A 25,727-nucleotide genomic window follows, 5' to 3' on the forward strand; every position below is an offset into this window, starting at 1 on the left:
CCAGAAATACGCACACTGAATAATGGCTACCGGACCGTCCAATCCTGTTGCCCCAAATCGAGAAACAGCTTTTGTCCTTCGGGCAAATAAATGGACTGAACACCGACTTCCGAGAAAATTTTTCCGACGGTATCCTGAACAAGCTGTGATTTCACCACGGCGGGGTTTTTCTCATACGCGGGCAAGAGCTCGGCGAAGCGCGAGGCCGACGCACGGGCCCGTTGAATGGTGGTGGTTTTCTCACTTCGTGCTTCATCCAGGCACTGCCTGACATTGCCGCCGATTTGGCCGGCCAAAAGCATTGCTTCGACGGCTTCGAACGCGGCCGGCTCGGCTGCTGAATCGGCGGTATGAAGGAGTCGTTCATAGTCGTCAATGGTGTCCAGCAGGTCCTGCCAGCCGCTGCCGGACAGTTCATTGAGCGCGGACACCCGCTGCCTGGATGCTTTTTCGATGGCCAATGCTTTTTGGCTTTCCGCCTGGGTAACTGCTTCGAAATCCGGAGCCAAAACTTTCGGCACGGCGTACTGGCTCGCCGTCACACTGGTGACCGTCAGCCCGGTTTCCAGTTGTCTCAAACGAGTGGCGATGCGTCTGCCGATGGCTCGATTGTCGATCCGGCCGGCAACAAAATCAGCGACCTGGGTTTGTGATACAACGCTGACAATAGCAGCTTGGGCAAGGCGGCGAATGATCGCCTGGGCGCGTCCCATGGACCCCACATGGTTGACAAAACAGGCCGCCGTAGGGCCGGCCGTGAGTCTGTCGTCATCATCATCCAGCTTGTAATGGATGACCCACACGCCCTGAACGATATTCTTGTCTGCGGTGACCAGGGATCCATGCACTCCCGGTCGAAGGGCTTTGCTTTGCGGCCGACTGTCAATGGTCGGCACGCTGTCCTCGGTCTCTGACCAGAAGGCCTTGTAAACCACCGTTTTCTGAATGGTTGTGGGGATGCGGATGATTCGATCCAGGGGAAAGGGAAGCGCCAGATAAGGACCTCCCGGGGGGTGGATGGAACCCGCATCCTTGCCGTTAATCCGGCCGAAACGGGCCTGCACCGCCACGAATCCCTCGGGAACCCAGTAAATATTGCTGAGAACAAAAATGATCGCCAGGATGATCATGATCCATTTCATCAGACCAAAGCCGACCTTGAGCGCACTCGAGAGTGAATCAAGGCTATTTGCCGTGTCGGTTGGATTCCCATTCTTTGATGCGGGGGAACACGGTTCCTGTTGAATGGTTGGGGAGAAGCGATCTTGTTCAGGCATGGTCTGTGTCAACGGATTATTTTATTCCTTTAGCAATGTGAAAGGCTCCGATTTGGTGTCTATCACAAATGTGGTGTTGGTTTTCAAGCTCGTTTGCAGGGCTTCCAGTTTTCTCAAGAACAGGGCAAAATCCGGATTTTTGTTGTATTCGGCGTAGTATTTGGCCGCTGCGGCATCGCCCTGGGCGCGAATATTCTGGGCCACCCGTTCGGTGAAGGCCATGATGCGTTGTTTGTCACTGTTGGTTTCGGCCATGATGCGCTGGGCAATGGCCTTGCCCTCCGACCGGGCATTCTGAGCAAAGCGTTGACGGGTCTGCTTCATCCGTAAAAAGACCGAGCGGGTAATGCGTTCGGGAAGCAAAATGCGGCTGATGCCCATGTCCACCAGCGCGATGCCGCAGGGATGATCGGATAAATCTGATCGCATACGGCCGAGCAGGGCGTTTTCAATCTGATCGAGTTTGAGTTTGGCGGGGTCGGCATTGGTCAGATCGTCAAAGGTAAAGCGACTGATTTCGGCTTTGGTGGCCCGCAACCGATCCTTCACCAGAGCCTCGGCTTCCATCCGGGAGCCGAACGTGCGATGGAATTGAAGCGGGTCTTCAATGCGCCAGATGGCAAAGGTCTTGGCGATCACAACATGACGGTCCCGGGTTTCCTGCTGTTCGAGCTGGTCTTCCAGGATGAACAGGCGCCGGTCCATGCGGATGACCTGTTGGATGGGCCACGGCCATTTGAGATGCAGGCCGGCTTGATTGCCACTACGGTTGACCACGGACCGGTCCGTGGCCCGACCGAATGTGGTGACGACAACCACTTCGTCAAAATTGACCTGATAGGTAAACAGCATGCCGGTGAAAAAAAGCAGCAGCCCCGCGGCCATAGCAAATTTAATGTACCGGTTCATCGTGTGTCGAGCTCCCTTGTCGCCTTTGTCGGCAACGATTTTTTTTAGGATGCCTGCTGTGCGCCGTCAAAAGTCACCGCCTCCAGGTAGGTCACCGATGCTCAGACCTTCTCCGATCCCCACGCGCATCAAGGTCTTGTGGGTATCTCCCATCAGGACGATTTTACGGCTGTTGGACAGGCCGTTTTCTATAACCGAGAAATAGTGATCAAAGCGGTAATTTTGAGGGGAGGCCTGAAGGGCCTGCAGCTGCTTGCCGAATCGGTCGGTTTTTCCGCGTTGCCCATTCTCTCGGCTGAAGCGGTAGGCCTGGGCTTCGGTCAGCACCTGGGAGACCGCACCGCCGCACCGTTCGAGCAATTGATTCTGCTCGGTGCCATCCATATCCGGCCCGGTCCCGTCACCGTCGGCCAAGGCTGCCAGCCGGGCAAATCGTTGGGGGTCACCGGTGGTTTCGGTTTGAATGCGCACGGCTGCCTGACGGGCCTCCTGGACCCGGGTTTCTCGCTCCTGCATGGCGGCGACGGTTTCTTCAAAGGCGTCGGCCACATCCACCGGTGGATGAACAGCCGTAATGGCCACGTGCACAATCCGGACACCGAGATCGCACGCGTCGCATGCGGATTGGATGGCATCTTTCAGGCCCTCAACGGCTTCCAGACGCGCGTCGCAAAACAGCCCATCGATATCGTAGCGATAGATGAACCGTGATGCACAGGCTTCGGCCAGTCGCCGCAGCAGCCGTTCCGGCTGGGACGAAGACCGCACATGGGCCAGCACGTTATCGATGATATATTGAACCTGAACATCGGCGGCGGCCAGGGATACCGAGGGGACTCTGTGGCTGCCCCTGGGCGGCTGCGCCGGGTTGCCACGGCCATTGATCCGACTCAGGGGCGATGAACAAATCAGCAGCTCGTCCATATTGAACCCGTGCATGTTGGTCCACAGGATCGGCACGCCCTTGCGGTACACTGAGCGGTTTTTGTCTGCCGGCCGGTGGGAACCGACATGAATGCTGCGGATTGCCGATACGGTATAGTGGCGGGCCATGCCGATGGGCCAGGGAAACTTGAAATGAAGCCCCGGCCCCAGCGCTGCTGGTTGCAGGCGTCCCAGGGTCATGACGATAGCCTTTTCCTGGGGCCGGACAATGACGATGGTGGAAAAGCCAAACAATAAGAAGGCAACCAGCAGGACCGCCGGTACGATCAAGGTCTGAGCACGCTTACCAACGGCGGTCTGGGTGATGTCGAACCCGAAGATATTTTCCAGCATGGCGGCGAAGACAAATCCGCTTTGCATGGGCTGGGAAAGCCCTTCGAGCAGATAGAAATCAAACGCCGGCCGGAAAACAGTATCCGGTGGGCGAGGGGTGAACAATCGCAACAGCATGCAAAACAGTATTTCCGTACCCAGCAGACTGTTGATGACAACAAAGACCCAGCCCACAACACCAGATACACCGGAGACACCGAAATGCCGACCGCCGGTACCGGCCAAGAGGCCGATGACCATGACCGTCATCAGCCCGGAAACATTGCGGGCGCATTTGATTGGCTGCCATGCGCCAACCCGCATCAGGTGGGTGAGATAAACGGTGAAGACGACCAGGACCATTGTGCCGATCGAAAGGATGGCGACCAGCAATAGATCGCTGAATGCAGTCGGTGGCAAGTTTGCCGGCTTTCCGTCCAGGCCTATGCGTAGGCTTTGAAACAGCAATGCGGCGGCGCCCAGCTCCAAAACCGGAACCAAAAACCGGGCATAGGCCAAGCGGCTGATGCGACTTTGATGGTTGTCGCGGTTGATCGCCTTGGCCTCGCTTGCTGTCCAATTCCCGTTTTTGGCATGGCCTCCACGCTCAGCTTCCCGTTCTATCAGCAGGAAGGTCAATATCAGGTGAAGCCAGACAATCAGTCCCGTGCAGGCGGCCCACAGAACATGGGAGGCATTGGCAACGCGCACCCCGCAGGCCAGCCAGACCAACACAGCGGTGAGTAGAAGCTGGACAAAAAAACCGGTCAGGCTGTGGATGACACCCCGGCGCAATAGACCCCATTGCCTTGTCATGAGATGGCCTCACCCACCCGCAACAACCGGGCGGAATTAAAAACAACAAACAAAGAGCTGCCGGTATGTAAAATGGCCGCCAGAACCGGCGAAATCATTCCCCCGGCGCTCAGGAAAAACACCGCGATAATAAAAGTGGTACTGAAAACAAGATTTTGGCGGATGGTGGCAACAACCCGGCGGGATAGTTCGAGGATGAACGGCACCCGGTTCAGTCGGTTATTCATCAAAATGATGCCGGCGGAATGAATGGCCACCTCACTGCCCGCAGCGCCCATGGCAATGGACACATCTCCGGCCGCCAGGGCCGGACCATCATTGATGCCGTCACCCACCACCCCCACCACCGCGCCGCGCCGGTGTGCCGCCTCGACCCGGGCCATTTTCTGATCGGGTAGCACCTGTGCTTCGACATCGCAGGCCAGGTGCTCGGCGATGCGATCAGCGGCGCTTTGGCGGTCACCGGTCAGCATGATCACCTGTCTGGAAGAATCGGCTTTGAGATCTCTGATCACAGCCGGGGCATCCGGACGCAACGTATCGGCAAGGTCGACTGTACCGATCAGATGCTTTTCCTGAGCCACATAAAGACGGGTCGTTCCGCTTGCCGTCTGTCCGGTTGACCTTTCGGCGATGCATTTTGAGCAATGCTGGTCGATCCAGTTTTTTCGGCCAACGGCAACACGCCGGCCGTTGATGATGCCCTGAATCCCGCATCCCGGCTCTTCCTTGACCTGCTGGGCGTTCAGTGGCGGTACTTCACGGTTGACTGCCTCGGCCATCAGGGCGCTGGCCACCGGGTGGGTCGAGTATTGCTCAACCCCGGCCGCCAGGGCCAACAGTTCGGTTTCACTCACCCGGCCGTTGACGGATATCCCAACGACGGTCAGCACACCGGTGGTGAGGGTGCCGGTCTTGTCGAAAATCAAGGTGCTGATGCGGTTGGCGACCTCGAGGGCATCAAGGTCCTTGATGATGACCCCGAGCCGGGCGGCCGCACTCATGGCCGCCACCAGGGCGGTTGGCGTCGAGAGGATGATCGTGCACGGGCAGGCCACGATCAGCATGGAAATCGCGCGATCGATGTCATGGGTGAAAAAAAGAACGATCGCCGCACACATCAGGACGATGGGCGTATACCAAGCCACATAACGGTTGATCAGACGGGATACGGGCGTGCGGTTGGTTTCTGCCTGGCTGATCAGGGTCTGAATTTTTGACAGGGTGGAATCGTCGACCGCAGCCGTAATTTGAATGATGAGCAGGCCGGTCAGATTGATCGTTCCGCTGAACACGGGGTCGCCGGGCTTTTTCCCCACCGGCAGGGATTCACCGGTAATGGCCGCCTGGTTCACACTGCTGACCCCCTCGGTGACAATGCCGTCGCCCGGAATCTGGGCGCCTGGCCGGACCTGAACCCGATCGCCCTTGACCAGCGCCGTTGCCTCGATTTCTTCAACGTTGTTGGTTCTCACCACCCATGCTTTTTGTGGGGCCAGGCGCAACAAGGCTTCAATATTTTTACGGGCGCCAAACTGGGAACGATACTCGATCAGCTGAGATGCGATCAGAAAAAAAGCGATCAATGCCGCTGCCTGATATTGCCGGCTGCCCAGCGCTACCACAAAGCTCAATGCGGCCAGCTCGTTCATCTCCGTGCGATCATTCCATAGATCGGACAGTGCGCTGTAAACCAGCGGTGAACCAAGCAGCAGGGCCGCACCGAAAGCCGCCAGGGACGGCAGTTCCACACCATCGAACACCATCGCCGACAGGTAGGATACACCCAACAGGAGGCCACCGATAAGGCAGGCCGCCAGCTGCAATCGGAAATTGCAGGCATCCGCCGCGATCATATCCCTTACAAAACCATGCGGCATTTCAACGTGCTTTCCCGGGAATCATTAACATAAAGGTCCACTTTAGTATTGCCTGTCATTTTCAGCCAGGTCCTTTTGATCATTTGAAAAACATGTATACTTACAATGTCTTTGTTAGAAAATTGTGAGGGGTGTGTTTATTGTAACCAATTGTATTGCTTGGCTATTTTTTAATTGACGATATCCTTCATTTGACATTTGGATCTTGGCCTTTGACATTTCTTTCCCAAATAGATGATGCCCGATGAATCCATGAGCTGACGCCCAATCGAACTCCAGCCACCCGATGTTACCAAGGCGGCTTGCTTGAACTGGTCTCGGTAAGGTGATATGTGATGTAAAGACAACATGTTTAGTTCAGGCCACCCTATCGGATGAGGCAACCATGAAAAAGATTATCCCCCTGTTGATTCTCAGCTCCTTGATCATGCTGGTCATCGGCTGCGCCAAGGACCCCAACCCCATTGTCATCCCCGACGATGCCGCCGAGATGATGGTGTCTTTTTCATGGGATGGTATCAAGGCCTGCACCCATGAATCCCCTGAAATCCGGGTGGCCCGAATCCCGGATGGCACGGTAACATTGCAGGCGCTGCTCAAGGATATCAACGTGCCGACCTACAATCATGGCGGCGGCAGTGTTAAGAATGACGGTTCCGGAATTATTCCCCCCGGTGCCTTGACCATTGGATATAACGGCCCGTGTCCTCCTGCCAAGGAACGTCACAAATATGAACTTTCCGTGATGGCCAAGGATGCCCAGGGAAATATCATTGGTTTTGGCAAGTCCCGTGAGCTGTTCCCACCGAAAAAGTAGGCGTGTGTGGGAACAATACAATCTGTCAAGTGGCTCGCGCATCGTGAAATTCGTTCGTGTCCATCTATTTCAAAACTGAAAGAACCTGAACCCCGCCGTTGCCGTATCGGGGGGTGAATGCCTCCACGCTCAAGCGTTCTCCAACGATCGTCCACTGTACTTTTTTCTTATCTATTCCCGGTAGATACCGATATAAGTAATCAATACCACCGAAGTTAATCATTTATTATCAAAATCCTGATTGAGACGCGTAAGCGATCTGTTTTTGTAGGACACGGCATTTCTGTCTGGAAACCCACGTTGGGATGTTTTTTTTGCGAACAGCATTGAGACGGGAAAGGAGAAACAGGTTATGAAAACGAATCAAACAGATGCAGCTGGCAGAGGCTCCCTCTGGAAGGCACTCACCCATGTGCTGATCGGTGTCATGGTGGCGGCAATGATCGCCTGTGGCGGTGGGGGTGACGGGGATGGCACCACCACAAGCACGGACACCGGAAGCTCGGATGGGACGATTACTTACAGTGGGTCGGGAACCGGGTCGGCCGATGGCGGGACCATCGACGCGGGGAGTGTGACCATCAGCATCCGGGCACAGGCGCTTGCCGATGATGTTAATTTCACCGTCAGCGAAGTCGATACACCGGCGACGCTGCCAACCGGCTTGAAACAGGTGGGCAGCGCCATGGATGTGTCGGTAGGCGATTCAGACTACGAAAAAATCAATGGCCCGGTGACCTTTACCGTCAAATACGATGATACGGGCATGGCCGATGAGACCAAGCTGCTGGTCCTGCATTATGATGATACCTGGGGGTATCAGGCGGTTCGGGTTCTTGATCAGGACACCACGGCCAATACGATCACCTTTGAATCGCGGACATTCAGCCCCTTTGTTCTTGCGCTTCTGGATCTGCTGTTGCCGGATGATGCGGATACCGGTTTCACCGCAACCGCAAATGGTTGGAATATTAATAATTTTGGCAGCTTCTTTTCACCTGGCGGCAACTGCCTGGGGATGTCCGCCTATGCCACCTGGTTTTATCAGGGGCGCTCCAGTGAGGAGCTGAACGGGAAATTCAATTCCACGATTGCCCAGTATACGGCCTTGCGCGCCCACATGGCACAGAGCCAGAGTTGGGCAAAAACTGAATGGCGCGAAGAGCAGCTTCTGCAGGATGCACACCTGATTACCCTGATGAAAGCTTTTCTTTATATCACCGATCAGCCCTTGATTCTTCTGATGGGGGTGGATGGCAGTCCGCGTCATGCCAGCGTTGTTTATGGCTACGATGCCAGTAATTTTTACTTTTATGACGTCAACAGCCATGACACACAGCAGACCCTCAGTTATACCGCCAGCGGTTTCGGGACTTACGGCTCATACAACAGTTTCGGATTTGTCGCTCTGCCCAGTATGGGGCGCACCCAGGATTTCGAAGCCTTGACCGTTGAAGCGGAAGCCGGGTTCACGACGTCTGAGGATATTACGCTCACCGCTCCCACGGCCGGCGAAGAAATTAATGCCCATGAGACGGATCTGACGGGCAGCCTGTCCGGCGACCTCAACAGTTCGGCGCAACTGCTGGCCAATGTCAAGGGTGTCTGGCAGACCGTTCCGGTGTCAAGCGGCAGTTTTGACGTTACGATTCCGATTTCATACGGTGACAACACTATCGTTTTGTTGGCCGGTGTGTCGATCAGCAATCAGTCCAATTGGTATAAGAACAGCGCTGTTTTGTTCCGCGATGTGGAAGGGACCCTGGCCGCTACTGATCTGCTGACCACATTGACCTGGAATCAGAGCAATACCGACGTGGACCTGTATGTTACGGATCCGGCAGGAGATACAGCTTACTACATTACCGACGGGACCTCCAGCGGTCTGGTTCTGGACTTTGACAACACCAGTGGATACGGGCCCGAGCATATCACCCTGACCGCCGATACCAGTGGAGAAGTTCTCGATGGCACCTACACCGTACGGGTCCACTATTACAGCAACCACCGTGACGAAGATTCCCTGGCCAGCGGCACGGTGACCATTGTTGTCAATGAGGGACAGGAAAATCAGGCCAGCGAGTCGGTGGCGTTTTCCTTTACCACGGATAATCCAAGCAACGCCTCTCCCGGCAGTACCGGTGCAGACTGGGTTGATATCGCCGACGTCGATATTGCCAACGGCATTATCACGCTGTATTGATCAAGAGCGATCAATGAAAATGCAACCGGCAATGCCTGCAGGCATTGCCGGTTTTTTATGTGGCGGAACTGATCAGGGCGATTCCGGCCGGTAGACAGCCCCCATGAACAGGATTCGGCCGGTGGATTGATCCTCTATCAGGCAAAGAAACGGTCGATTGGCAATGAATTCGAAAGGTGAGGCCTGGGGCAGGGCAGACCCGAACATCTGTACCGTGGTCACCGCCGCGGCTTCACTGCCCGCTTCATCCACTTTGAGAAAACAGTGGTGATTGACATCGGATATGGCAAAAGGACGCGACGGGGTGATCCCGCTGAAATCGGCCTTTTGCGCATCAAAGGCGGCTGCCATGCCCATCTTGATCAATGGCTGCCGAAGGCTGACACCGGTTTGGATCTGAAAGCGCGGCAGTACCACGCGTCCCTCGGCGCGGGTCATCCGTTGGCGCCATCCATTGATCATGGCCGGGGTCAGGGTGTCAATCAATGCGTCCATTTTCATTTCCGAAGGCGGCAGAATCACGAGCATTGAAAATCGGGGATCCCGGTAGGCGATCCTGACGGCCGTGAGACCCTTTGTGGACAGGTAAGCGAACCAACCCCCGCGAGCCATGTAGTGAGCGGGCATGGTGTCCTCGTCGTTCAGAAAAAACGGTCCCTCGGTCGTGCCTTCGATGGGGAAAGGGGTTTGCCATGCATCCTTGAAATAAGCGGCATTGATGAGTAAAAGGGCCAGGTTCGGATCGATTTGGTCAATAACCTTAGTGATCTTTCCATGGGTTTGCCCAGTGACCCATTGATTGATCATACCTGCGGGATCCTTTTTCGGCAGGGGACGAATTATCGCCCGAAATTGTTTCTCCATCCGGTTTACATAGGCGTCTTCCAGTGGAATATTTCCCGCCGTCCAGATGGCATTGGCCAATTGAAGGGTGGCCGCGCCCTCTTTTTGATCGATCGGCGACAGATAATCACCCATCTGTTTTTCCACTTGAGCCCACTTGGATGGATCCACTCCGAGCACATCAGCCATGGCTTCCAAGGTGGTTCCGCGTGCACCACCGGCCGTCATGACCAGGGCACTGTAAATACTCACAGGAGAGGTGAGGATGTTGGCTTTTGGCTGCAGTCGGCAAAGGGTTTTAAATAAGGCCAGCGCGAACCCCTGATCCGGTGGAGACAGGACGACGGGCGCAGCGGGAATCCCCCCGGCATGGGCTGGCGATGTGACAAAGAAAATACCGGCCAATAACCATCCACAGCTTTTGAAAAAAGCGTTCCAGTGCATATGCGTCCCTTTATGATGGGGTGACAGGCAACGGCCAAGACATTGACGGAATCGTAAAAAGCCCAATATCGGCGTTACGCTTCATCCTTCGTCACTGCGGAGTACTCTATGTACGCTGCCTACGGCACCAGCGATAGCGGTATTCCCAAGGATTCGCAAGCCTTGATCTCGGGCTTTTTACGATTCCGTCCGAACGGCAACTTTTTACGAGTTTTCAAAACATTTAATCAGAAAAGAATCTTTTTATGTTTGCTTGGCCTGACAATCCGGGCAAATCCCAAAAAAATCAAGTCGATGGCGGGTAATGGCAAAGCCGGTCTGGCGTGCGAGTTCCTCGGTCATGTCTTTAAGCGCCGCCACATCCGGGTCAAGGATCTTTTTGCAACGGATACAGACCACGTGGGGATGATCGTAAGGTTTGTTGCCGTCATAGCGGTTGCTGTCGTCGCTGAAACCCAGCTCAAGGACCTGGCCCAGCTCTTTGAGTACATTCACATTTTTATAGATCGTTGCCAGGCTGGTGGTGGGAAAATCGGGTTTGACCTGGGCATAGATCGATTCGACGCTGGGATGCCCCTTGCTCTCGGCAAGCACCTTTAGAATTGCCAGTCGCTGGGGGGTAATACGATACTGATTTTCCCGCAGGGCGTCCACCATTTTGCGAAGTCGGATTTCCGGATCAGGCATATGAATCGTCATTTCAAATCGGTTATCTGTGGAAAATTGTTATCAACAAATAGCAGGCAGAAATTTTGCTGTCAATAGGCCTTGATGTCTGGCAGGCGTTTCAATTCGGATAGATCCGTTTTTGAATTATTTCTTTTCAGATTCCTCTTGATCCTCCTTGTCCGGTGTGAGGATATCAATCGAATCGGTACCAATGATATCTATGCCCTCGAATGTTTCGCCCGTCAAGGTTGCTGTCGTGGCATCTTTTGCCAATTCAAGCTCCTCTGCCAGGAAGTAGAGCAACATATCGTGGTCCCCATCCTTATCGATATCTTCCATTTTCCAGCGCAGCGGATAAGCCCCTGCAAAATCACAAGAGATGAGGTCTACGTCATAGGCATCGAAATCATCGGTGGTCAAGATGGCAACCGACACCTGGCCTTTGGGGGATATGTTGATGGAATTGGGGTAACTTCCTGGAATTATATCGATATCAATAATAATTGTGGCGGCTTTAATGGGACGTACCGCCAGCACATGGCCGCTGTTGGTTTTTGGGCCACTGACAATGCCCGAAAGTTGCCCGTTGGACGTTCCCAAAGCCATATGCCACGCTTGCTCGATGTTGCCGGCATTGGTCGTACTCGACCAATACGGATCAGCTTGCACGTCGGTAAACGGATGTTCCAATGGGAGAAGGGGGCTGTTTTTGCCATGATCGATCAGGCTGCGAAGCTGCTTTATGTTGGCCAAATGCCACTGTCCGGCAGTCGACCCATCCCTTAACCCACATTGTCCGTCAGCCAGGTTATTGGAAGCGTTCAGCGCGTCGTTCCAGTTTTTGCTTCCAAAGCAGTTGGCGTTTTTAAGCCAGATCAATTCCGTCATGTTGTCCGTCACCGTGCCATCGCCGTTGTCCGTGAATCGAGGATACGGCCATCTCACGCCGGCCTGCAGGCCACCGTCGTCTCCTGTGGCATAGTGTTGGGTCTGGCCTGTTTTGGGAACTGGTGATGCAGCAAACATCGCCTCATTGCCAATCCGAACCGGCCAAACGCCCCGGCTTTCGTATTTCGAAGCATCATGAAGAATTGTCGCATTGCCCGGTTCGGGTACCATGTCGACAACCAATGCGGCCTCACTACGACTGGCGAGGGTGGTGCTCGACCAGTAGGTATTGGAATGGACATCGGTAAACGGATGCCCGGAAGATAGCGCCGGGCTGTAATTGTCATAATCGATCAAGCTGAGAAGCTCCCTTGCGTTGGCCAGATGCCATCCTCCAGGGGCCGATCCGTCGCTCAGCCCGCACTGTCCCTCGGCCAGGTTGTTGGCGGCGTCCAGAGCATCAGCCCAATTTTTGGTTCCAAAGCAGTTGGTATTTTTGAGCCAGATCAGATCCGTCAGGTTGTCTGTCACCGTGCCATCGCCGTTGTCGGTAAATCGAGGCGCCGGCCATTTCACTCCTGCCTGCAGGTAGCCGTCGTCTCCAATGGCATAACTTTGGGCCTGGCCGGTCTTTGCCACAAAAGCGAATTGTTGCGCGATGGCCATCGGCTGAGCAATCAAAAAAAGCAAAGCCACCAGTAACAAGACCTTTTTAAAAGAACGCAATCTATTATTTTTTTCCATTTTTAGTCTCAAACATGTTGTCTCTGAAAAAACACGCGTGTTGATCAATAACCATAACTTCTTATCGGAATAAAACGCAGGGAGTTGAGTGTGATGAACCGATCAGCCATGGTAAAAAAAACGTAAAGGCTGCGCATGATCTTTGGGTTTTGGTGTTAAAATGTTAATTTTTTATAATAAATTCAGTTTACCCCCAAAGCATAAATGCTGTCAAATTGTTGTTTATCAGTGTTTTTTATGAAGACTTATTTTTTTTGTTGGCCAGGCGGGTAAGGATGAGTCCACCGACAATGGCCGTGGCAGGTGCGACCAACACCAGTCCGATGCTGCCCACAAGTGTGCGCATGATCTCTGCGGCTACGATTTTCAGATTGATCATGCGCATGATGCTGGGCTCTTTTACCCGGAAAATCATCAGCAAGGTCAGGTAGCCGCCTGTATAGGCCAGCAACAGGGTGGTTGCCATGGTGCCGATCACATGGCGTCCCACGGTAAAACCGGAATGGATCAACTCCCTGGCCTTGATATCCGGTTTTTTCGATTTCACCTCATCCATAGATGCCGCGATGTCCATGGCAATGTCCATGGCGGCTCCGGAAGCGCCCAGTATAACCGCGCAATAAAAAATCTGACGGATGTCCAGATCGTAGTAACCGCTGAAAATCAGGGCGTTGACATAGGGTTGGGTCATTCCGAAAAGGCCGGTTTTGCCGCCGAAAAAGAGGGTGATAAAAAAGGTTGCCAGCAATCCGCAAAGGGTACCGATGAACGCGGTAAGCCCCTTTCTGTTTACACCGGCCACCAGAAAAATAATGACCGCAGCCATAAGCACAAGGGTGTAGGTCGTGGTCAGCAGTGGGCTGTGCCCCTGCAGAATTCTTTGGATGAGGACCTCCCAGATAATGAATACCGTAAGCACGAAGGAGATCAGGGCCTTGATGCCAACCACGCCGGCATACAGAAGCAGCGCGCCGACAAACAGGCCGAACAGGGCCAACAAGGTGTCCTGCCGATACAAATCCACTGCCTTGACATGACTGATGGCTCCGTTTTCCAAAATGACGGCCGCGATGATGACATCTTGAGGATGGTACAGGTTTTCCAGGTCAGTCTGGCCGACCAGGCTATTGGTGGCGCGAAGGATTTTGCCTTTGTATTCGCCTTCCAGGATTTCAACGCTCAATTCCTGATGGCCGATGTTGGAAAGCCCTGACGAACGCACATCGGTGTTGTCAACGTCAAGCACCCGGGCCTTGACCTCGATGGCATCGGTGGGCCGGCTGCCATGTCCCGCACGAAAGGTGTAGAAGGCGACGATGCCGGCAAGAACGAGCACCAGGGCGAGAAAATGGGTGGTCAGTTTTCGATAGGCGGCAAGGGGCATGGTGCGTTGACTCTTAAGGCGTGTTGGAAGATCCCTCCGCCGGAGGGTACAAAGCCTGCTCAACAGTAGAGCAGGCTTTGCGTGCGTTTTCAAGCAGGATGTATTCGGTTTGTTTTGTTAAACTCAACTTGGACTATAGCGAAAACCCCAATACCTGAGCCATGGCCCGAGCGATTTCCGTGTTGTCCTTGTACCCGGAAAATTGGTCGGCAGCCGTTCCGGTGGCGGACATGGGGATCATGGTGGCTGTATGAATGGTGGTGGTCCAGCTGATATTGGCCCGCTGGGAGAGGATGTGGGCCGCCGTCAGCGCAGCCGGGTTCACCTGGTAGTATCCGACGGTTTTGCCGGCGTCCGCATCCAGCATGGCCTTTTCCAGCCGCGCTTTTTCATCTTCGGTCAGGTTTTTCAGACCGAATTGGGCTTCAAGGAACTGGTAGTAGGCTGCTTTGTCTCCTTGGTACTGTCCATCACCGTAGTTCAGGGTGTCCTCCACAGACACCTTGGTATCCATCAGGCAAGTCAGATCCAGTTTGTAGCCCATGGAATCCATGCCGAGCCCCATGCCCCCGGTTTCATGGTCGCCGACCACGACGATGAGTGTCTCGTTTTTGTGACTCAGATAGAACTCGTACGCCGCTTTTATGGCATCGTCAAAGGCGATCGTATCGTAAATCACGCCGGTGGCATCATTGGCGTGGGCGGCGTGGTCGATGCGTCCCCCTTCGACCATGAGAAAAAAACCGTCCGGATCATTGGACAGCACGTCGATGCCGGCCCGCGTCATCCGGGCCAGTGAGGGAAGATGCGTGTATTGGTGGATGCGTTCGATCTCATAGGGCAGATGGGTGTAGGTGAATGCGGCAAATACCTTGTCCACAGACGAGAAGTCCGTGGTAGCGAATGCCTTGGCCCCTTGCATGCCGATAAAGGTCCGGTACCCTTTGGCTTCAAACTCCTGAACCAGGTTGCGTTCGTCTTTACGTTTTGATTTGATGGGTTGTCCCACGGCATCGGTATTTTTTAAGGCCTCTGACTGGGGGATGAAATGGCGAATGCCGCCGCCCGCCAAAAAATCCACATCGCTGTTCAAATAATCATTGGCAATTTCATTCTCATTGTCCCGGCTGATGTTGTGGGCGGCAAAGGCAGCGGGCGTGGCATGGGTCAACCGGGTGGTGGTAATCAGGCCTGTGGCCATGCCGTCGTTTTCAGCCGCTTCGACCAGCGTTTTTACATTTTTTCCGTCGGGGGATTTGCCGATTACCCCCTTGTTGGTTTTCACGCCGGAGGCCAGGGCCGTACCGGCGGCGGCTGAATCCGTGATGAGCGTGTCGGCGGCATAGGTGGAATTGATGCCGGCGACTTCAAAGGTGTTCATTAACAGCTTCCGGGATGGATTGTGGGTTTTCGCTCTCAAGAAAAATTCGCTGAACTGCCTTTGGGAGGCACCCAACCCGTCTCCGATGAAGTAGAATACATACTTGGGCGTGCCGGCCAGCGCCGGAGACACCATCAATAGCAACACCAGTATCCCGCCGATTATTGTTCTTGCCTGTTTCATGGGGCTGTCTCCTGATCAATTATTCAATGGCCTGAAATTTACGCATAAATTTGCGATCGATATAGTCTTTGATGATAAATGCAGGGCGGCCGCCGAACTCCAGCCGGCGCTTTTTAAGTACACCCACCCCCCCACCTAAATTAAAAATCAGTAGGTAATCGCCGCCTGGGTCAAAGGGGGTTAATTCGCGCCCTTCAAGCTGAGCCACCATGTTTTGATAGAGTACCGGATTTTGACGGACGGCATACACGCCAACCTTGTCCAAGGGCTGATCCTCAAAGTAGATGCAATCGCCGCCGCCAAAAATATCCGGATACTGGGTGCTCTGCAAGAATCGATTGACCTTTAAGCCACCGTCGGGGCCGGTGGCGATGCCCGAGTCGGCGAAAATCGGTGACGGCTTGACACCAAGCGCCAGAAAAATGAAATCCGCCGGCAGGGTTTCCCCGTTATCCAGAGCGATTCCCGAGCTTGAAATGGACTTCATATACACGCCTTCGCGAATTAAGATTCCCCGCTGTTGCAGCACGTCGGCAATGCGTTGGCGTACCGTGGGGGTAAACCGCCCCATGAAGGTTTTGCCGGCGCAGATCGTTATGATTGGTTGGTGGCTGCCGACGTCCGTGCCCAATTGCCAGACATTACCGGCCACTTCTGCGGCAGACGGCCCGCCACCAATAATGACGATTCGGGGGCGGTGCCGGGCGAATTGGTTGACCAGCCGGCTTTTGGCCTCCATCAGCCGTTCAATGGGTTTGACGGTAAATACATCGGTCAGGTCACCCTCGATGCTTGGACGCGGCACGTGGCTGCCGGCATTGCAGGAGAGCACATCATATGAGATGGATGTGTTATTTTCGAGGATGACATGTTTGCCTTGCGGATCAATGCGGACCACCTTGCCACCGATGAACGTCCCGCCCATTTTTTCCACCACATGGCGCGTGGCGAATCGGATATCCGTGGGCCGATAGGTGCCCGATAGCATCCCCGGTCCCATACCGGAATAATAATGGTGGTCCGACGGACCGATAACGGTGACGTCGTGGCCTTTATCGACAATTTTCCTTAAATTGGCCAGCGTGACCATGTGGGCATGGCCGCCGCCGATCAGCACGAGTTGTTTCGGCATGGCTAAACCTCAGCTTCGGTTAATTGCTTTTTAGGCTGAAGGCTGAAGTGGAACATAAGCCTCCATCAAGTGCGGTTGCACTTTCCCTTCAGCCTAAATCGCTTCAGTCTAAACGGCTTCCAACGTTTCCTCCATCAGTTGTCCTAACCTGGCCAAATGTGTTTTTTCCTCGTTGGCAATCTGAATCAGTGCATTTTTTCCGGCTTCATTTTGCGCTTTTTCCGATGCCCGTAAATAAAGATCCATGGCCTGGGCTTCAATGGACATGGCCAGTTCGATAATTTCTGTTATTGTATCATAACTGGGCATCAGCAGATTGGCATATTCCTCGGTGGTCAGCCCGCCTTCCAGCACGTCGGGCAGTTTTTGGGCTTCAAAGGTATCCCGGCTCACCGTCTGGCCGGTCAGTTCGGTGTATTGTTCCAAAATTCGATCCTGGTGTTTCACTTCTATTTGAGACAGTTGGTGAAACAGTTGTCTCGCTGGGTCACTTTCCACTTTTACGCTCATGGAGTCGTAAAAGTCTTTCAGCCCTGCCTCGAGTGAGTAGGCCACGGTCAGCGCCTGTTCTACCGAGGTGACCCCGTCAAAAAGCGCCAGCCCTTTTTCCTCACTCAGAAAGGCCGTGTCACTCGTCCAGGAATTGAACCCACCGGAAAGATTGAGGATGTTTTTAAAACCCTGGCCGGAGAGCAGTTGGGCGGCAACACGACTGCGTCCGCCCACTGCACAATACACGAGTACCGGTTTTTGCCGATCGATGCGATCCATATGATCGGTAAGATTTGGTAGCGGCGCCAGCACTGCGCCGGGGATATGTCCGGCTTCATACTCTTTGGGTTGGCGTACATCCAGAATGGTCACTTCATCGACTTTTTTATCGGCCAGATAGGTTTTGGCCTGGTTGGCATCGACAGATTTTACGGGGGTTAAAAATTGTCGCCAATTCATATATTCCTCCATTGGTAGTGTTAATTGGATTGCACGGGCGGGTTGGATGATAAAAATAATTATACACAAAACAAAACTTGTCCACCATTGATTTTTAGATGGCACACGGTTTGCTTTAATTGTAGAATTATTAGGCACCATCCGGCACATTACCTATTGTCCTTTTTTTTGAAGCCATAGGAGGAAACCATGAATCTTTCCGAGTATAAAAAAATCATTAAACAGGCCATTGCAAGTGAAGTGGAAGCCAGAAAGTTTTATGAAGATGCGGCAAACACCCTGAAAGATCCATACCTGAAGAAACTGTTTACCTCCCTGGCCGAAGAGGAGAAAAAACATCGCGATATCCTGACCCAGATCTACACCAGTGATAAGATTGACCGCTACTTTTCCGAAACCCGGGATTACAAGGTGGCTGAAACCATGGAAGAGCCGGATCTGTCGATGGATATGAAACCGGCCGACGCCTTTGCCCTGGCGATGAAAAAGGAGGAAGCGGCCATGAAGCAGTACACCGAGATGGCCAATATGTGCGATGATGCGGACAAACGTCAGGTGTTTTTGGATCTGGCTGCCATGGAGCGGGATCATAAACTGAAAATGGAAACCGCATTTACCGATGTCGGCTATCCCGAGGTGTGGTAGACATGGCCCTTTCTGTTGTCGATTTGTATCGTGACATTCTGCCTAAAACCAATTGCGGGGATTGCGGGTTTCCCACTTGCCTCGCCTTTGCCGGCATGGTGGTATCGGAAAAGCACCCCATTGACGGATGCCCGCATCTGGCTCCGGAGGTGGTTGAGCGCTGCAATCAGGAGCTGGCCGAGCAGTATGCTGCCGGCAAGTGGACCAAACGGGACCTGGCCGAGGATGCGTTGACCTGGGCAAAAGAACGCTCGGCATCCATGAACCTTTCGGACCTGCCCGGTCGCATTGGTGGCGAACTGCTGGATACCGATTCCGGCAAAGCATTGAAACTTCCTTATTTTGGTGGCCATGTGATCATCAGCGAGGGCGATATCACTCGTGCGGACGATCGTGAACTCACCCGCTGGGAGAAAGTTTTCATTTACAACCATCTGTCCCAGGGGGGATCGCGGATGCCTATCGGTAAGTGGAAGGGCTTTGAAGAATTCCCCAACACGGTATCCAAGATCAAGACCATGGCCGGACATGTGGAGGCGCCGCTGGTTGACCGCTTTCATGGGCGTCTTGCTGAACTCGTTGATGCTGCAAAACGGATCGGCGGCATGGAAATGACCGGCAAAGCGCATAGCGCCGACGCAGCCTTTTTCTTTCGGCCTTTTTTACGGGTGCCGGTCATGTTGCTTTTTTGGGATGAGGATCCGGCGGACGGATTCGGCGCCACGGCCAAGTTGCTTTTCGATGAGACGGTGATTGAGCATTTAGATATCGAATCGATTGTTTTTTTAAGTGAACGCCTGCGGCAGTTGCTCTGCGACGCAGCCGATGAAGCACCACAAAAAGGAAATACCTAAAGGAGGTCACCCATGGCCCGATCCAAATGCCCGGTCTGCGGGAGTGAAAAATTTCATGTCAAAAATCCGGATGATCAATATGACATCTATGAATTCGAATGCCGGGATGGTGAAGTTTGCTTTGAAGAAGATCTGGCGGACGAAGAGTGCCCTCAAATCGATGAGAATACAGAAACGTTCTGCAATACTTGTGCATGGCACGATAAGTTTGATAAGCTCAAATAACCCACTCAATCAGCACCTTAAAAAAACAGCACCTTGAAAAAAGGTGGTCTAAGGCGAGGCGAATATGACAACGCATGACGTAGCTGTTTTTAAACCCTACCCGTTCAAACAGGGACAGAAAATCAATATCGAAAGTGGTCCCCGCAAGGGTGACTGGGAAGTGGTGGCGGTGACGGATCGCAAGGTCAAACTGCGTTGCCCGTTCAGTCATCGGGAGTTTGACTGGAACCGGTTCTGCTATGTGGTTGAGGAAAAGACCGGTGTCGTGTGGCCGGGAAAAGAGTAGACGTAATAGCACGGAGCCAACGTGCAACGGCTAACTATTGTGGGTATGTGATTTAGCAGGGAGATGATCATGGTCGATTATGATTACGATCTGGGAATCATCGGTGGCGGTGCCGCGGGATTGACCGTGGCATCAGGTGCCGCCCAACTGGGTGCCAAGACACTGCTCATCGAAAAAGAAGCGGCCCTGGGTGGTGATTGTCTGCATTTTGGTTGTGTGCCCAGCAAAACGCTGATTCGATCCGCGCATGTGTATCACCAGATCAAACGTGCCCGGGATTTTGGTCTGCCGGCGGTCGATCTGCCGCCGGTAGACTTTTCACAGATCGCCCAGCGGATAAAGGACGTCATTGCCCGGATCCAAAAGCACGACTCCGAAGAGCGGTTTTGCGGATTGGGGGCAAAAGTGGAGTTTGGGCCCGCTCGTTTTATCGACGATCATCGCGTGGACGTTAGCGGCCGCCCGGTGAGTGCCAAAACATGGGTGATTGCCACCGGCTCTTCAGCTGCCATTCCTCCCATCCAAGGGCTGGCGGATGCCGATTATCTGACCAATCGGGACATCTTCTCGCTTCCACGGCTTCCCGGCAGCATGGTCATCCTGGGCGCCGGACCGATCGGCATTGAGATGGCCCAGGCGTTCAACCGTCTGGGGACCACCGTCACCGTGATCGATCGCGCCGAACAGATTCTGCCTAAGGAGGATCGCGACATGGCCGATGCGGTTCAGGCCAGGCTGACCGCCGAGGGGGTTGTGTTTTATTTGAACGCCGTCGTCGAGCAGGTGGAGGCAGATGGTGAGAAAAAAACGGTTTCGGTCACATTGGGTAATGGCGCAGCCGCAGACTTGAAAGCCGATACCCTCTTGGTGGCTGCGGGCCGCATACCCAATGTCGATGACCTGGACCTGGCGGCCGCCGGTGTTCACTACGATCGCGGCGGGATTGACGTTGATGCCCGCCTGCGGACGCGTCAAAAGCACATCTTTGCCGCCGGTGATGTGAACGGGGGATACCTGTTTACGCATGCGGCCGGTTACGAAGGCGGCGTGGTGGTGAGCAATGCGGTGTTTCATTTGCCGCGCAAGGTCGACTACACCTGGCTGCCCTGGTGTACCTATACCGATCCGGAACTGGCCAGTATCGGTATGAATGAGCGATCGGCCACGGCAGCGGGGATTGACTATACGGTTTTAAGTGAGGCCTTTGTGGATAACGACCGGGCCCTGGCCGAAGACCAGAGCGCGGGCCGCATCAAATTGATTTTGGATAAAAAGGAAAAGCCGTTGGGCGTCCAGATACTGGGGCCCAGGGCGGGTGATTTGATCGCCGAGTGGGTGGCGGCCTTAAACGGCGGCGTCAAGCTTTCCATCCTGGCCTCTGCGGTGCATCCCTATCCCACACTGGGTGAGATCAGCAAACGCGTGACCGGTGCGCTTTTTAGCCAAAAGATCTTTTCCGAAAAGGTTCAAAAAGGGCTGAAGTTTATTTTCAATCTCAAGGGACGGGCCTGCTCGCTAGATACCTGAAGCCAAACGAATAAAATGGTAACCAGATAGTCATGCAATCCACCACGCCTTCTCCACCCGGTGCCGGCCGCGCCAAAAGCAAGGCGCTTTTTCTCGTATTGTTTATTGTGGCCGCTGTTGTGCTGATCCGTTACACGCCCATCAAGACCTACTTGAGCGCTGACCGGTTGGGTGTACTATTGGCGGCAGCCGGCTTTTGGGCGCCGCTGGTTTTCATCCTCGTTTATGTGTTAGGCGTGTGTTTGTTCGTCCCGGGTACGCTGCTGACCGGATTGGGCGCTGCCATTTTCGGACCCTATTGGGGTTTCCTCTGGGTCTGGATCGGGGCGATGCTGGGCGCGGCGGGCGGTTTTATCATCGGACGGACCCTGGGCCGGGATTTTGCCGCATCCCTGATCGGTTCCCGTCTGCAAAAATATGATCAGGCCATTGAACGCAACGGGTTTGCCACTGTATTATACTTGCGGCTGATCTATTTTCCCTTTACCGCGATGAATTTCGGGATGGGGTTGACCCGGGTGCGGTTTGTGGATTACATGGCGGGAACCGGCCTGGGAATTGTCGTCGGCACCTTTGTCTTCACCTTTTTTATTGGTACCCTGAAAACGGCTTGGGTATCAGGCCGGTGGTCCGATCTGGTCTCATTTAATGGGCTGTTCTCTGTTGCTTTATTTGTTTTCTCATTTTTCATTCCAGTGATTGTTAAACGGCTTCGAGGCGACCGCTGATAACCGAACAACGTATACCGCCCATGGAGTATGCATGGAACAACAGATTAAATTTGAAAATTACCAGGGCGAACTGCTTGCGGGAACCTTGCATCCGGCAAGAGAATCGTCGATTGGTGCGGTCGTGGCGGGCCATTGTTTTACCTGCTCCCGGCACACGGGGATTCTACGTCGGGTGTGCGATGAACTGAGCAAGATCGGCTTTGATGTCCTGCGCTTTGATTTCTCGGGCAATGGACAGAGTCAAGGGGGATTCGAGCATTCCACCTGGTCCAAGCAGATTCTTGAAATGGAAGCTGCGATCAATGTGATGAAGGATCGGGGGGCCGATTGGATCGGTTTGGTTGGACACTCCTTGGGGGCGGCCATTGCGCTGTTGACCGCCAGGAAAATCGATTCCATCGCTGCGGTGTGCCGCTTGGCCGGACGAGCCAGCGCTTCCCGGCCTACTTATTTTCTCACTCACGCCCAGCAGGAAACGCTGACCACCAACGGTCAGGTGGAATTCACCAGCCGCGGGCGTAAGCTTACCATCACGCAGGCCTTTTTCGATGATGCCGACTCCCATGATCTGGTCGCCGCCACCCGGTCATTAACGATTCCCATGCTGGTGGTGCATGGCAACCAGGATGAGATTATCCCCGTATCCGAGGCGTATCTGGCCCACGATACCAACCCGAAGCGTGTAAAGCTGTTTGTCGTTGAAGGGGGGGATCATATGTTTTCCCGTCCGGCGCATCAGCAACAGGTCGGCCAGACCGTCGCCGACTGGTTTCGCCATCAGGTGGGCTGACCGATATCATCGTGCCCGTGAAATGCAGGTAGATGTAATTTTAATCCATCACATCGGATTGGTTGAATTTGAATCAATCCCCCTACCGCTTACAGGAGAATGCGGAAGATGAATTTGTCCCAAACCTTGAGCGCCGAATTTATCGACGCCCAATACCGCCAATGGAAATCCGATCCATCATCGCTGCCGGAAGACTGGCAGTACTTTTTCAAGGGGTTCGACATGGCCGGGGTTGCCGGCCCGGCGGATGCCGACCCGGATCAGGCCTTGCGCCAGGCCAAGGTCGGGATGCTGATCCATCGCTACCGGGACATCGGCCACCTTCTGGCCTGTATGGATCCCTTGTCCGCCTGCCCCACCGCCCATCCCTTGTTGGATTTAGAGGCCTTCGGGTTGGAACCGGCGGACCTGGAGCGTGCTTTTGCCGCCCCGAGCCTGATTGAACAATCATCGGTGCCGCTGAAAACGATCGTGAGCAGACTGAAACAGACGTATTGCCACAGCATCGGTGTGGAGTACATGCACCTTCAGGATCCTGATGAAAGGCGTTGGCTGCAGTCGCGCATGGAGCCTTTCGGCAACCGGTCCGAATTAAGTGCTGAAGAACGAACGGCGCTTTTGCGACAATTGACCGCCGCTACGCTGTTTGAAGCATTTCTCAACAAAAAGTATGTGGGCGTCACCCGCTTTTCCCTGGAGGGCGGAGAATCGCTTATTCCGCTTCTGGATGAAGTCTGCCGTCAGGCATACCGATCCGGATGCCGGGAGGTGATCCTGGGCATGGCCCATCGCGGCCGGCTCAATGTGCTGCGTAATATTCTCGATAAACCGGCCGACGAGATCTTTTCGGAGTTCGAAAGCTGCTACGATCCTCAGGATCTGATCGGTTCCGGGGACGTCAAATACCACAATGGGTATCTGTCCGAACGCACCCTGGCTGACGATAGCCGCATGGCCTTGTATATGGTCAGCAATCCCAGTCATCTGGAGGCGGTGAACCCGGTCGTGGAAGGCATGGCCCGCGCCCGGCAGGACATGCATGCGGCCGATGGTGACAAGGCCGTGATGCCGGTGCTGCTTCACGGCGATGCCGCCTTTGCCGGGCAGGGCGTGGTTGCCGAAACCCTGAACATGTCCCAGCTCAAAGGCTATCGTACCGGTGGCAGCATTCATGTGATCATCAACAATCAGATCGGGTACACCACACTGCCGGAAGATGCCCGGTCCACTCGCTATTCCACCGATGTGGCCAAAATGCTGATGGTGCCCATTTTCCACGTGCATGGTGAGGATCCGGAAGCGGTGGTGCATGTGGCCCGCCTGGCTGCGGACTATCGCTACCGGTTCGGCAAGGACGTGGTGATCGACCTGATCTGTTACCGGCGCTACGGCCACAATGAGGGCGACGAGCCGTACTTCACCCAGCCGACCATGTACAAGCGCATTCGGCAGCGGCCGTCGCTCAACCGAGTTTATGGTGATGGGCTGGTGGCCGAGGAAGTGATTGCCAAAAATGAGATCGAAAAGATGGAACAGGCCATCAACCAAGGCCTTGACACGGCCTTCGAGGAAATTCACGGTTCCACCTGCCTGTTTCCGGAACCCCGTTTTTTTCCCGAGTGGGAGACGGTCAGCGGGACCTACACCACTGATCCGGTCAAGACCGCTGTGGATCAATCGATTCTGGTGGATCTGGCCGAGCGCCTGGCCGCCTTGCCGGAAGGCTTCACGGTTCATCCGCGGCTCAAGACTGTGCTGGACAAGCGGCTGGAAGCGGTGAACACTGGAGAAGGCATTGACTGGGCCGGTGCCGAGGCCCTGGCCTTTGCCTCACTGCTGGCCGAATCTTACAGCATCCGGCTTAGCGGACAGGATGTGGGACGCGGCACCTTCAGTCAGCGGCACAGTGTTTTATGGGATTATGAGACGGGCGAGGCCTACACGCCATTGAATCATCTATCGAAAAACCAGGCCGGCTTCGATGTTTTCAACAGTCTCCTGGCCGAGGCCGGTGTGCTGGGCTTTGAGTACGGTTACGCGGTGACCCAGCCCCAGGTGCTCACCCTGTGGGAGGCCCAGTTCGGTGATTTTGCCAACAATGCCCAATGTGTCATCGACCTGTTCATCGCTAGCGGGCAGGCCAAATGGCAGCAGCTTTGCGGGTTGACCCTGCTTTTGCCCCACGGTTGGGAAGGCCTGGGCCCCGAGCATTCCAGCGCCCGGCTGGAACGCTTTTTACAGCTTTGCGCGGACGACAATCTGCAGGTGGCCAACCTGACCACGCCGGCCCAGTATTTTCACATCCTGCGCCGTCAGCTATTGGCGCCGTTCCGTAAGCCGCTGGTTCTCATGACGCCGAAAAGCCTGCTGCGCCATCCCATGGCCGTATCCGTGTTGAAGGACCTGACCCATGGGGCGTTTTCACCGGTATTGGATGATGAACAGGCCCGTGCATCGGCCAAGAAGGTCATCTTCTGCAGCGGGAAGATTTACTACCCGTTGATCGCCCGGCGCCAGGAGATTGGTGCCGATGATACTGCCATTGTACGAGTGGAAATGCTGCATCCATTCCCGGAGCAAGCACTGGCATCGGTCGTCAAGCGGTACAAGAAAGCCGTGGAATGGACCTGGGTGCAGGAAGAACCCAAAAACATGGGAGCCTGGTCGTACATCCAGCCCAGGTTGGCGCCGATGCTGAAAAAACAGCTTAATTACATCGGCCGGGACGCTTCCGCCAGTCCGGCCACGGGATTTCCAAAAATCTATAAGATGCAGCAAGATGGTATTGTGGACCAGGCTATCGGTCCCCATGACAAGGGGGGAAGTATTTCCGGATAATAAAAGACGCTCAACGCTGAAGGGGAACGATGGCTTCCTTTTGCTTCTGCCTT

At 54.4% G+C, this 25,727-nt stretch carries 21 protein-coding genes; 10 read left to right on the top strand and 11 right to left on the bottom strand.

Going from position 1 to position 25,727, the window contains the following annotated elements; translation table 11 throughout:
* Positions 1 to 26 precede the first annotated feature (26 nt).
* From Dvar_RS07860 to Dvar_RS07875, 4 genes are all read right to left on the bottom strand, one after another.
* Positions 27 to 1,277 (bottom strand): SPFH domain-containing protein, encoded by a 1,251-nt coding sequence (locus Dvar_RS07860; RefSeq protein ID WP_419661141.1) that lies wholly within the window; start codon positions 1,275 to 1,277, stop codon positions 27 to 29.
* 21 nt (positions 1,278 to 1,298) lie between these two features.
* Positions 1,299 to 2,186, bottom strand: coding sequence for a protease modulator HflC (gene hflC / locus Dvar_RS07865; protein WP_419661142.1), 888 nt, complete (start codon positions 2,184 to 2,186; stop codon positions 1,299 to 1,301).
* Positions 2,187 to 2,252: 66 nt separating this feature from the next.
* Positions 2,253 to 4,259, bottom strand: a complete 2,007-nt coding sequence (locus Dvar_RS07870) for an SPFH domain-containing protein (protein ID WP_419661143.1) — start codon at positions 4,257 to 4,259, stop codon at positions 2,253 to 2,255.
* On the bottom strand, positions 4,256 to 6,139 hold the full coding sequence (locus tag Dvar_RS07875) for a heavy metal translocating P-type ATPase (RefSeq protein ID WP_419661144.1): 1,884 nt from the start codon (positions 6,137 to 6,139) through the stop codon (positions 4,256 to 4,258). The genes Dvar_RS07870 and Dvar_RS07875 overlap by 4 nt, the downstream gene beginning before the upstream one ends.
* A 385-nt stretch (positions 6,140 to 6,524) precedes the next feature.
* Here Dvar_RS07875 and Dvar_RS07880 point away from each other — a divergent pair, with 385 nt between their 5' ends.
* Entirely contained in the window at positions 6,525 to 6,956 is a 432-nt protein-coding gene (locus Dvar_RS07880; protein ID WP_419661145.1) for a hypothetical protein, read from the top strand.
* 352 nt (positions 6,957 to 7,308) lie between these two features.
* A complete protein-coding gene (locus tag Dvar_RS07885) occupies positions 7,309 to 9,159 on the top strand; it encodes a YfaP family protein (RefSeq protein ID WP_419661146.1) in 1,851 nt (616 codons plus the stop codon).
* A 72-nt stretch (positions 9,160 to 9,231) separates the two neighbouring features.
* Here Dvar_RS07885 and Dvar_RS07890 read toward each other — a convergent pair whose 3' ends face one another.
* From Dvar_RS07890 to Dvar_RS07920, 7 genes are all read right to left on the bottom strand, one after another.
* Complete coding sequence (locus tag Dvar_RS07890; RefSeq protein WP_419661147.1) at positions 9,232 to 10,446, bottom strand: serpin family protein; 1,215 nt, start codon at positions 10,444 to 10,446, stop codon at positions 9,232 to 9,234.
* A gap of 243 nt (positions 10,447 to 10,689) precedes the next feature.
* Positions 10,690 to 11,133 carry a Fur family transcriptional regulator gene (locus tag Dvar_RS07895; RefSeq protein ID WP_419661148.1) on the bottom strand — a complete coding sequence of 148 codons (444 nt, stop codon included), beginning with the start codon at positions 11,131 to 11,133 and terminating at the stop codon, positions 10,690 to 10,692.
* Positions 11,134 to 11,259: 126 nt separating this feature from the next.
* Complete coding sequence (locus Dvar_RS07900; RefSeq protein ID WP_419661149.1) at positions 11,260 to 12,747, bottom strand: DUF1566 domain-containing protein; 1,488 nt, start codon at positions 12,745 to 12,747, stop codon at positions 11,260 to 11,262.
* A 235-nt stretch (positions 12,748 to 12,982) separates the two neighbouring features.
* Positions 12,983 to 14,131 (bottom strand): YibE/F family protein, encoded by a 1,149-nt coding sequence (locus Dvar_RS07905; RefSeq protein WP_419661150.1) that lies wholly within the window; start codon positions 14,129 to 14,131, stop codon positions 12,983 to 12,985.
* A gap of 133 nt (positions 14,132 to 14,264) precedes the next feature.
* Positions 14,265 to 15,695 (bottom strand): alkaline phosphatase, encoded by a 1,431-nt coding sequence (locus tag Dvar_RS07910; protein WP_419661151.1) that lies wholly within the window; start codon positions 15,693 to 15,695, stop codon positions 14,265 to 14,267.
* Between the two features lie 19 nt (positions 15,696 to 15,714).
* Positions 15,715 to 16,827 (bottom strand): NAD(P)/FAD-dependent oxidoreductase, encoded by a 1,113-nt coding sequence (locus Dvar_RS07915; RefSeq protein WP_419661152.1) that lies wholly within the window; start codon positions 16,825 to 16,827, stop codon positions 15,715 to 15,717.
* 108 nt (positions 16,828 to 16,935) lie between these two features.
* On the bottom strand, positions 16,936 to 17,778 hold the full coding sequence (locus Dvar_RS07920; RefSeq protein ID WP_419661153.1) for a rhodanese-like domain-containing protein: 843 nt from the start codon (positions 17,776 to 17,778) through the stop codon (positions 16,936 to 16,938).
* 189 nt (positions 17,779 to 17,967) lie between these two features.
* On the opposite strand from Dvar_RS07920, the gene Dvar_RS07925 reads away from it, so the two are divergent.
* The 8 genes from Dvar_RS07925 to Dvar_RS07960 all read left to right on the top strand — a co-directional run bounded on the left by Dvar_RS07925 (position 17,968) and on the right by Dvar_RS07960 (position 25,674).
* Positions 17,968 to 18,423, top strand: coding sequence for a ferritin-like domain-containing protein (locus Dvar_RS07925; protein ID WP_419661154.1), 456 nt, complete (start codon positions 17,968 to 17,970; stop codon positions 18,421 to 18,423).
* Between the two features lie 2 nt (positions 18,424 to 18,425).
* Entirely contained in the window at positions 18,426 to 19,277 is an 852-nt protein-coding gene (locus Dvar_RS07930; RefSeq protein WP_419661155.1) for a DUF3786 domain-containing protein, read from the top strand.
* Positions 19,278 to 19,289: 12 nt separating this feature from the next.
* Positions 19,290 to 19,502 carry a hypothetical protein gene (locus Dvar_RS07935; protein WP_419661156.1) on the top strand — a complete coding sequence of 71 codons (213 nt, stop codon included), beginning with the start codon at positions 19,290 to 19,292 and terminating at the stop codon, positions 19,500 to 19,502.
* Between the two features lie 64 nt (positions 19,503 to 19,566).
* Positions 19,567 to 19,788 (top strand): hypothetical protein, encoded by a 222-nt coding sequence (locus tag Dvar_RS07940; RefSeq protein ID WP_419661157.1) that lies wholly within the window; start codon positions 19,567 to 19,569, stop codon positions 19,786 to 19,788.
* Between the two features lie 69 nt (positions 19,789 to 19,857).
* Positions 19,858 to 21,315 (top strand): dihydrolipoyl dehydrogenase family protein, encoded by a 1,458-nt coding sequence (locus Dvar_RS07945; RefSeq protein ID WP_419661158.1) that lies wholly within the window; start codon positions 19,858 to 19,860, stop codon positions 21,313 to 21,315.
* A gap of 32 nt (positions 21,316 to 21,347) precedes the next feature.
* Positions 21,348 to 22,043, top strand: a complete 696-nt coding sequence (locus tag Dvar_RS07950; RefSeq protein ID WP_419661159.1) for a TVP38/TMEM64 family protein — start codon at positions 21,348 to 21,350, stop codon at positions 22,041 to 22,043.
* A 34-nt stretch (positions 22,044 to 22,077) separates the two neighbouring features.
* Positions 22,078 to 22,836: an alpha/beta hydrolase gene (locus Dvar_RS07955; RefSeq protein ID WP_419661160.1), complete on the top strand. Its 759-nt coding sequence runs from the start codon at positions 22,078 to 22,080 to the stop codon at positions 22,834 to 22,836.
* A 108-nt stretch (positions 22,837 to 22,944) separates the two neighbouring features.
* Positions 22,945 to 25,674: a 2-oxoglutarate dehydrogenase E1 component gene (locus Dvar_RS07960; RefSeq protein WP_419661161.1), complete on the top strand. Its 2,730-nt coding sequence runs from the start codon at positions 22,945 to 22,947 to the stop codon at positions 25,672 to 25,674.
* Positions 25,675 to 25,727: the final 53 nt, after the last annotated feature.

This window comes from Desulfosarcina variabilis str. Montpellier, from assembly GCF_048565275.1.
GTDB classification, from domain to species: domain Bacteria; phylum Desulfobacterota; class Desulfobacteria; order Desulfobacterales; family Desulfosarcinaceae; genus Desulfosarcina; species Desulfosarcina variabilis.

Excerpts from the sequence above, each read along its gene's own strand:
- Dvar_RS07860 (WP_419661141.1), bottom strand. The coding sequence starts at position 1,277 with ATGCCTGAACAAGATCGCTTCTCCCCAACCATTCAACAGGAACCGTGT.
- hflC (WP_419661142.1), bottom strand. The coding sequence starts at position 2,186 with ATGAACCGGTACATTAAATTTGCTATGGCCGCGGGGCTGCTGCTTTTT.
- Dvar_RS07870 (WP_419661143.1), bottom strand. The coding sequence starts at position 4,259 with ATGACAAGGCAATGGGGTCTATTGCGCCGGGGTGTCATCCACAGCCTG.
- Dvar_RS07875 (WP_419661144.1), bottom strand. The coding sequence starts at position 6,139 with ATGCCGCATGGTTTTGTAAGGGATATGATCGCGGCGGATGCCTGCAAT.
- Dvar_RS07880 (WP_419661145.1), top strand. The coding sequence starts at position 6,525 with ATGAAAAAGATTATCCCCCTGTTGATTCTCAGCTCCTTGATCATGCTG.
- Dvar_RS07885 (WP_419661146.1), top strand. The coding sequence starts at position 7,309 with ATGAAAACGAATCAAACAGATGCAGCTGGCAGAGGCTCCCTCTGGAAG.
- Dvar_RS07890 (WP_419661147.1), bottom strand. The coding sequence starts at position 10,446 with ATGCACTGGAACGCTTTTTTCAAAAGCTGTGGATGGTTATTGGCCGGT.
- Dvar_RS07895 (WP_419661148.1), bottom strand. The coding sequence starts at position 11,133 with ATGCCTGATCCGGAAATCCGACTTCGCAAAATGGTGGACGCCCTGCGG.
- Dvar_RS07900 (WP_419661149.1), bottom strand. The coding sequence starts at position 12,747 with ATGGAAAAAAATAATAGATTGCGTTCTTTTAAAAAGGTCTTGTTACTG.
- Dvar_RS07905 (WP_419661150.1), bottom strand. The coding sequence starts at position 14,131 with ATGCCCCTTGCCGCCTATCGAAAACTGACCACCCATTTTCTCGCCCTG.
- Dvar_RS07910 (WP_419661151.1), bottom strand. The coding sequence starts at position 15,695 with ATGAAACAGGCAAGAACAATAATCGGCGGGATACTGGTGTTGCTATTG.
- Dvar_RS07915 (WP_419661152.1), bottom strand. The coding sequence starts at position 16,827 with ATGCCGAAACAACTCGTGCTGATCGGCGGCGGCCATGCCCACATGGTC.
- Dvar_RS07920 (WP_419661153.1), bottom strand. The coding sequence starts at position 17,778 with ATGAATTGGCGACAATTTTTAACCCCCGTAAAATCTGTCGATGCCAAC.
- Dvar_RS07925 (WP_419661154.1), top strand. The coding sequence starts at position 17,968 with ATGAATCTTTCCGAGTATAAAAAAATCATTAAACAGGCCATTGCAAGT.
- Dvar_RS07930 (WP_419661155.1), top strand. The coding sequence starts at position 18,426 with ATGGCCCTTTCTGTTGTCGATTTGTATCGTGACATTCTGCCTAAAACC.
- Dvar_RS07935 (WP_419661156.1), top strand. The coding sequence starts at position 19,290 with ATGGCCCGATCCAAATGCCCGGTCTGCGGGAGTGAAAAATTTCATGTC.
- Dvar_RS07940 (WP_419661157.1), top strand. The coding sequence starts at position 19,567 with ATGACAACGCATGACGTAGCTGTTTTTAAACCCTACCCGTTCAAACAG.
- Dvar_RS07945 (WP_419661158.1), top strand. The coding sequence starts at position 19,858 with ATGGTCGATTATGATTACGATCTGGGAATCATCGGTGGCGGTGCCGCG.
- Dvar_RS07950 (WP_419661159.1), top strand. The coding sequence starts at position 21,348 with ATGCAATCCACCACGCCTTCTCCACCCGGTGCCGGCCGCGCCAAAAGC.
- Dvar_RS07955 (WP_419661160.1), top strand. The coding sequence starts at position 22,078 with ATGGAACAACAGATTAAATTTGAAAATTACCAGGGCGAACTGCTTGCG.
- Dvar_RS07960 (WP_419661161.1), top strand. The coding sequence starts at position 22,945 with ATGAATTTGTCCCAAACCTTGAGCGCCGAATTTATCGACGCCCAATAC.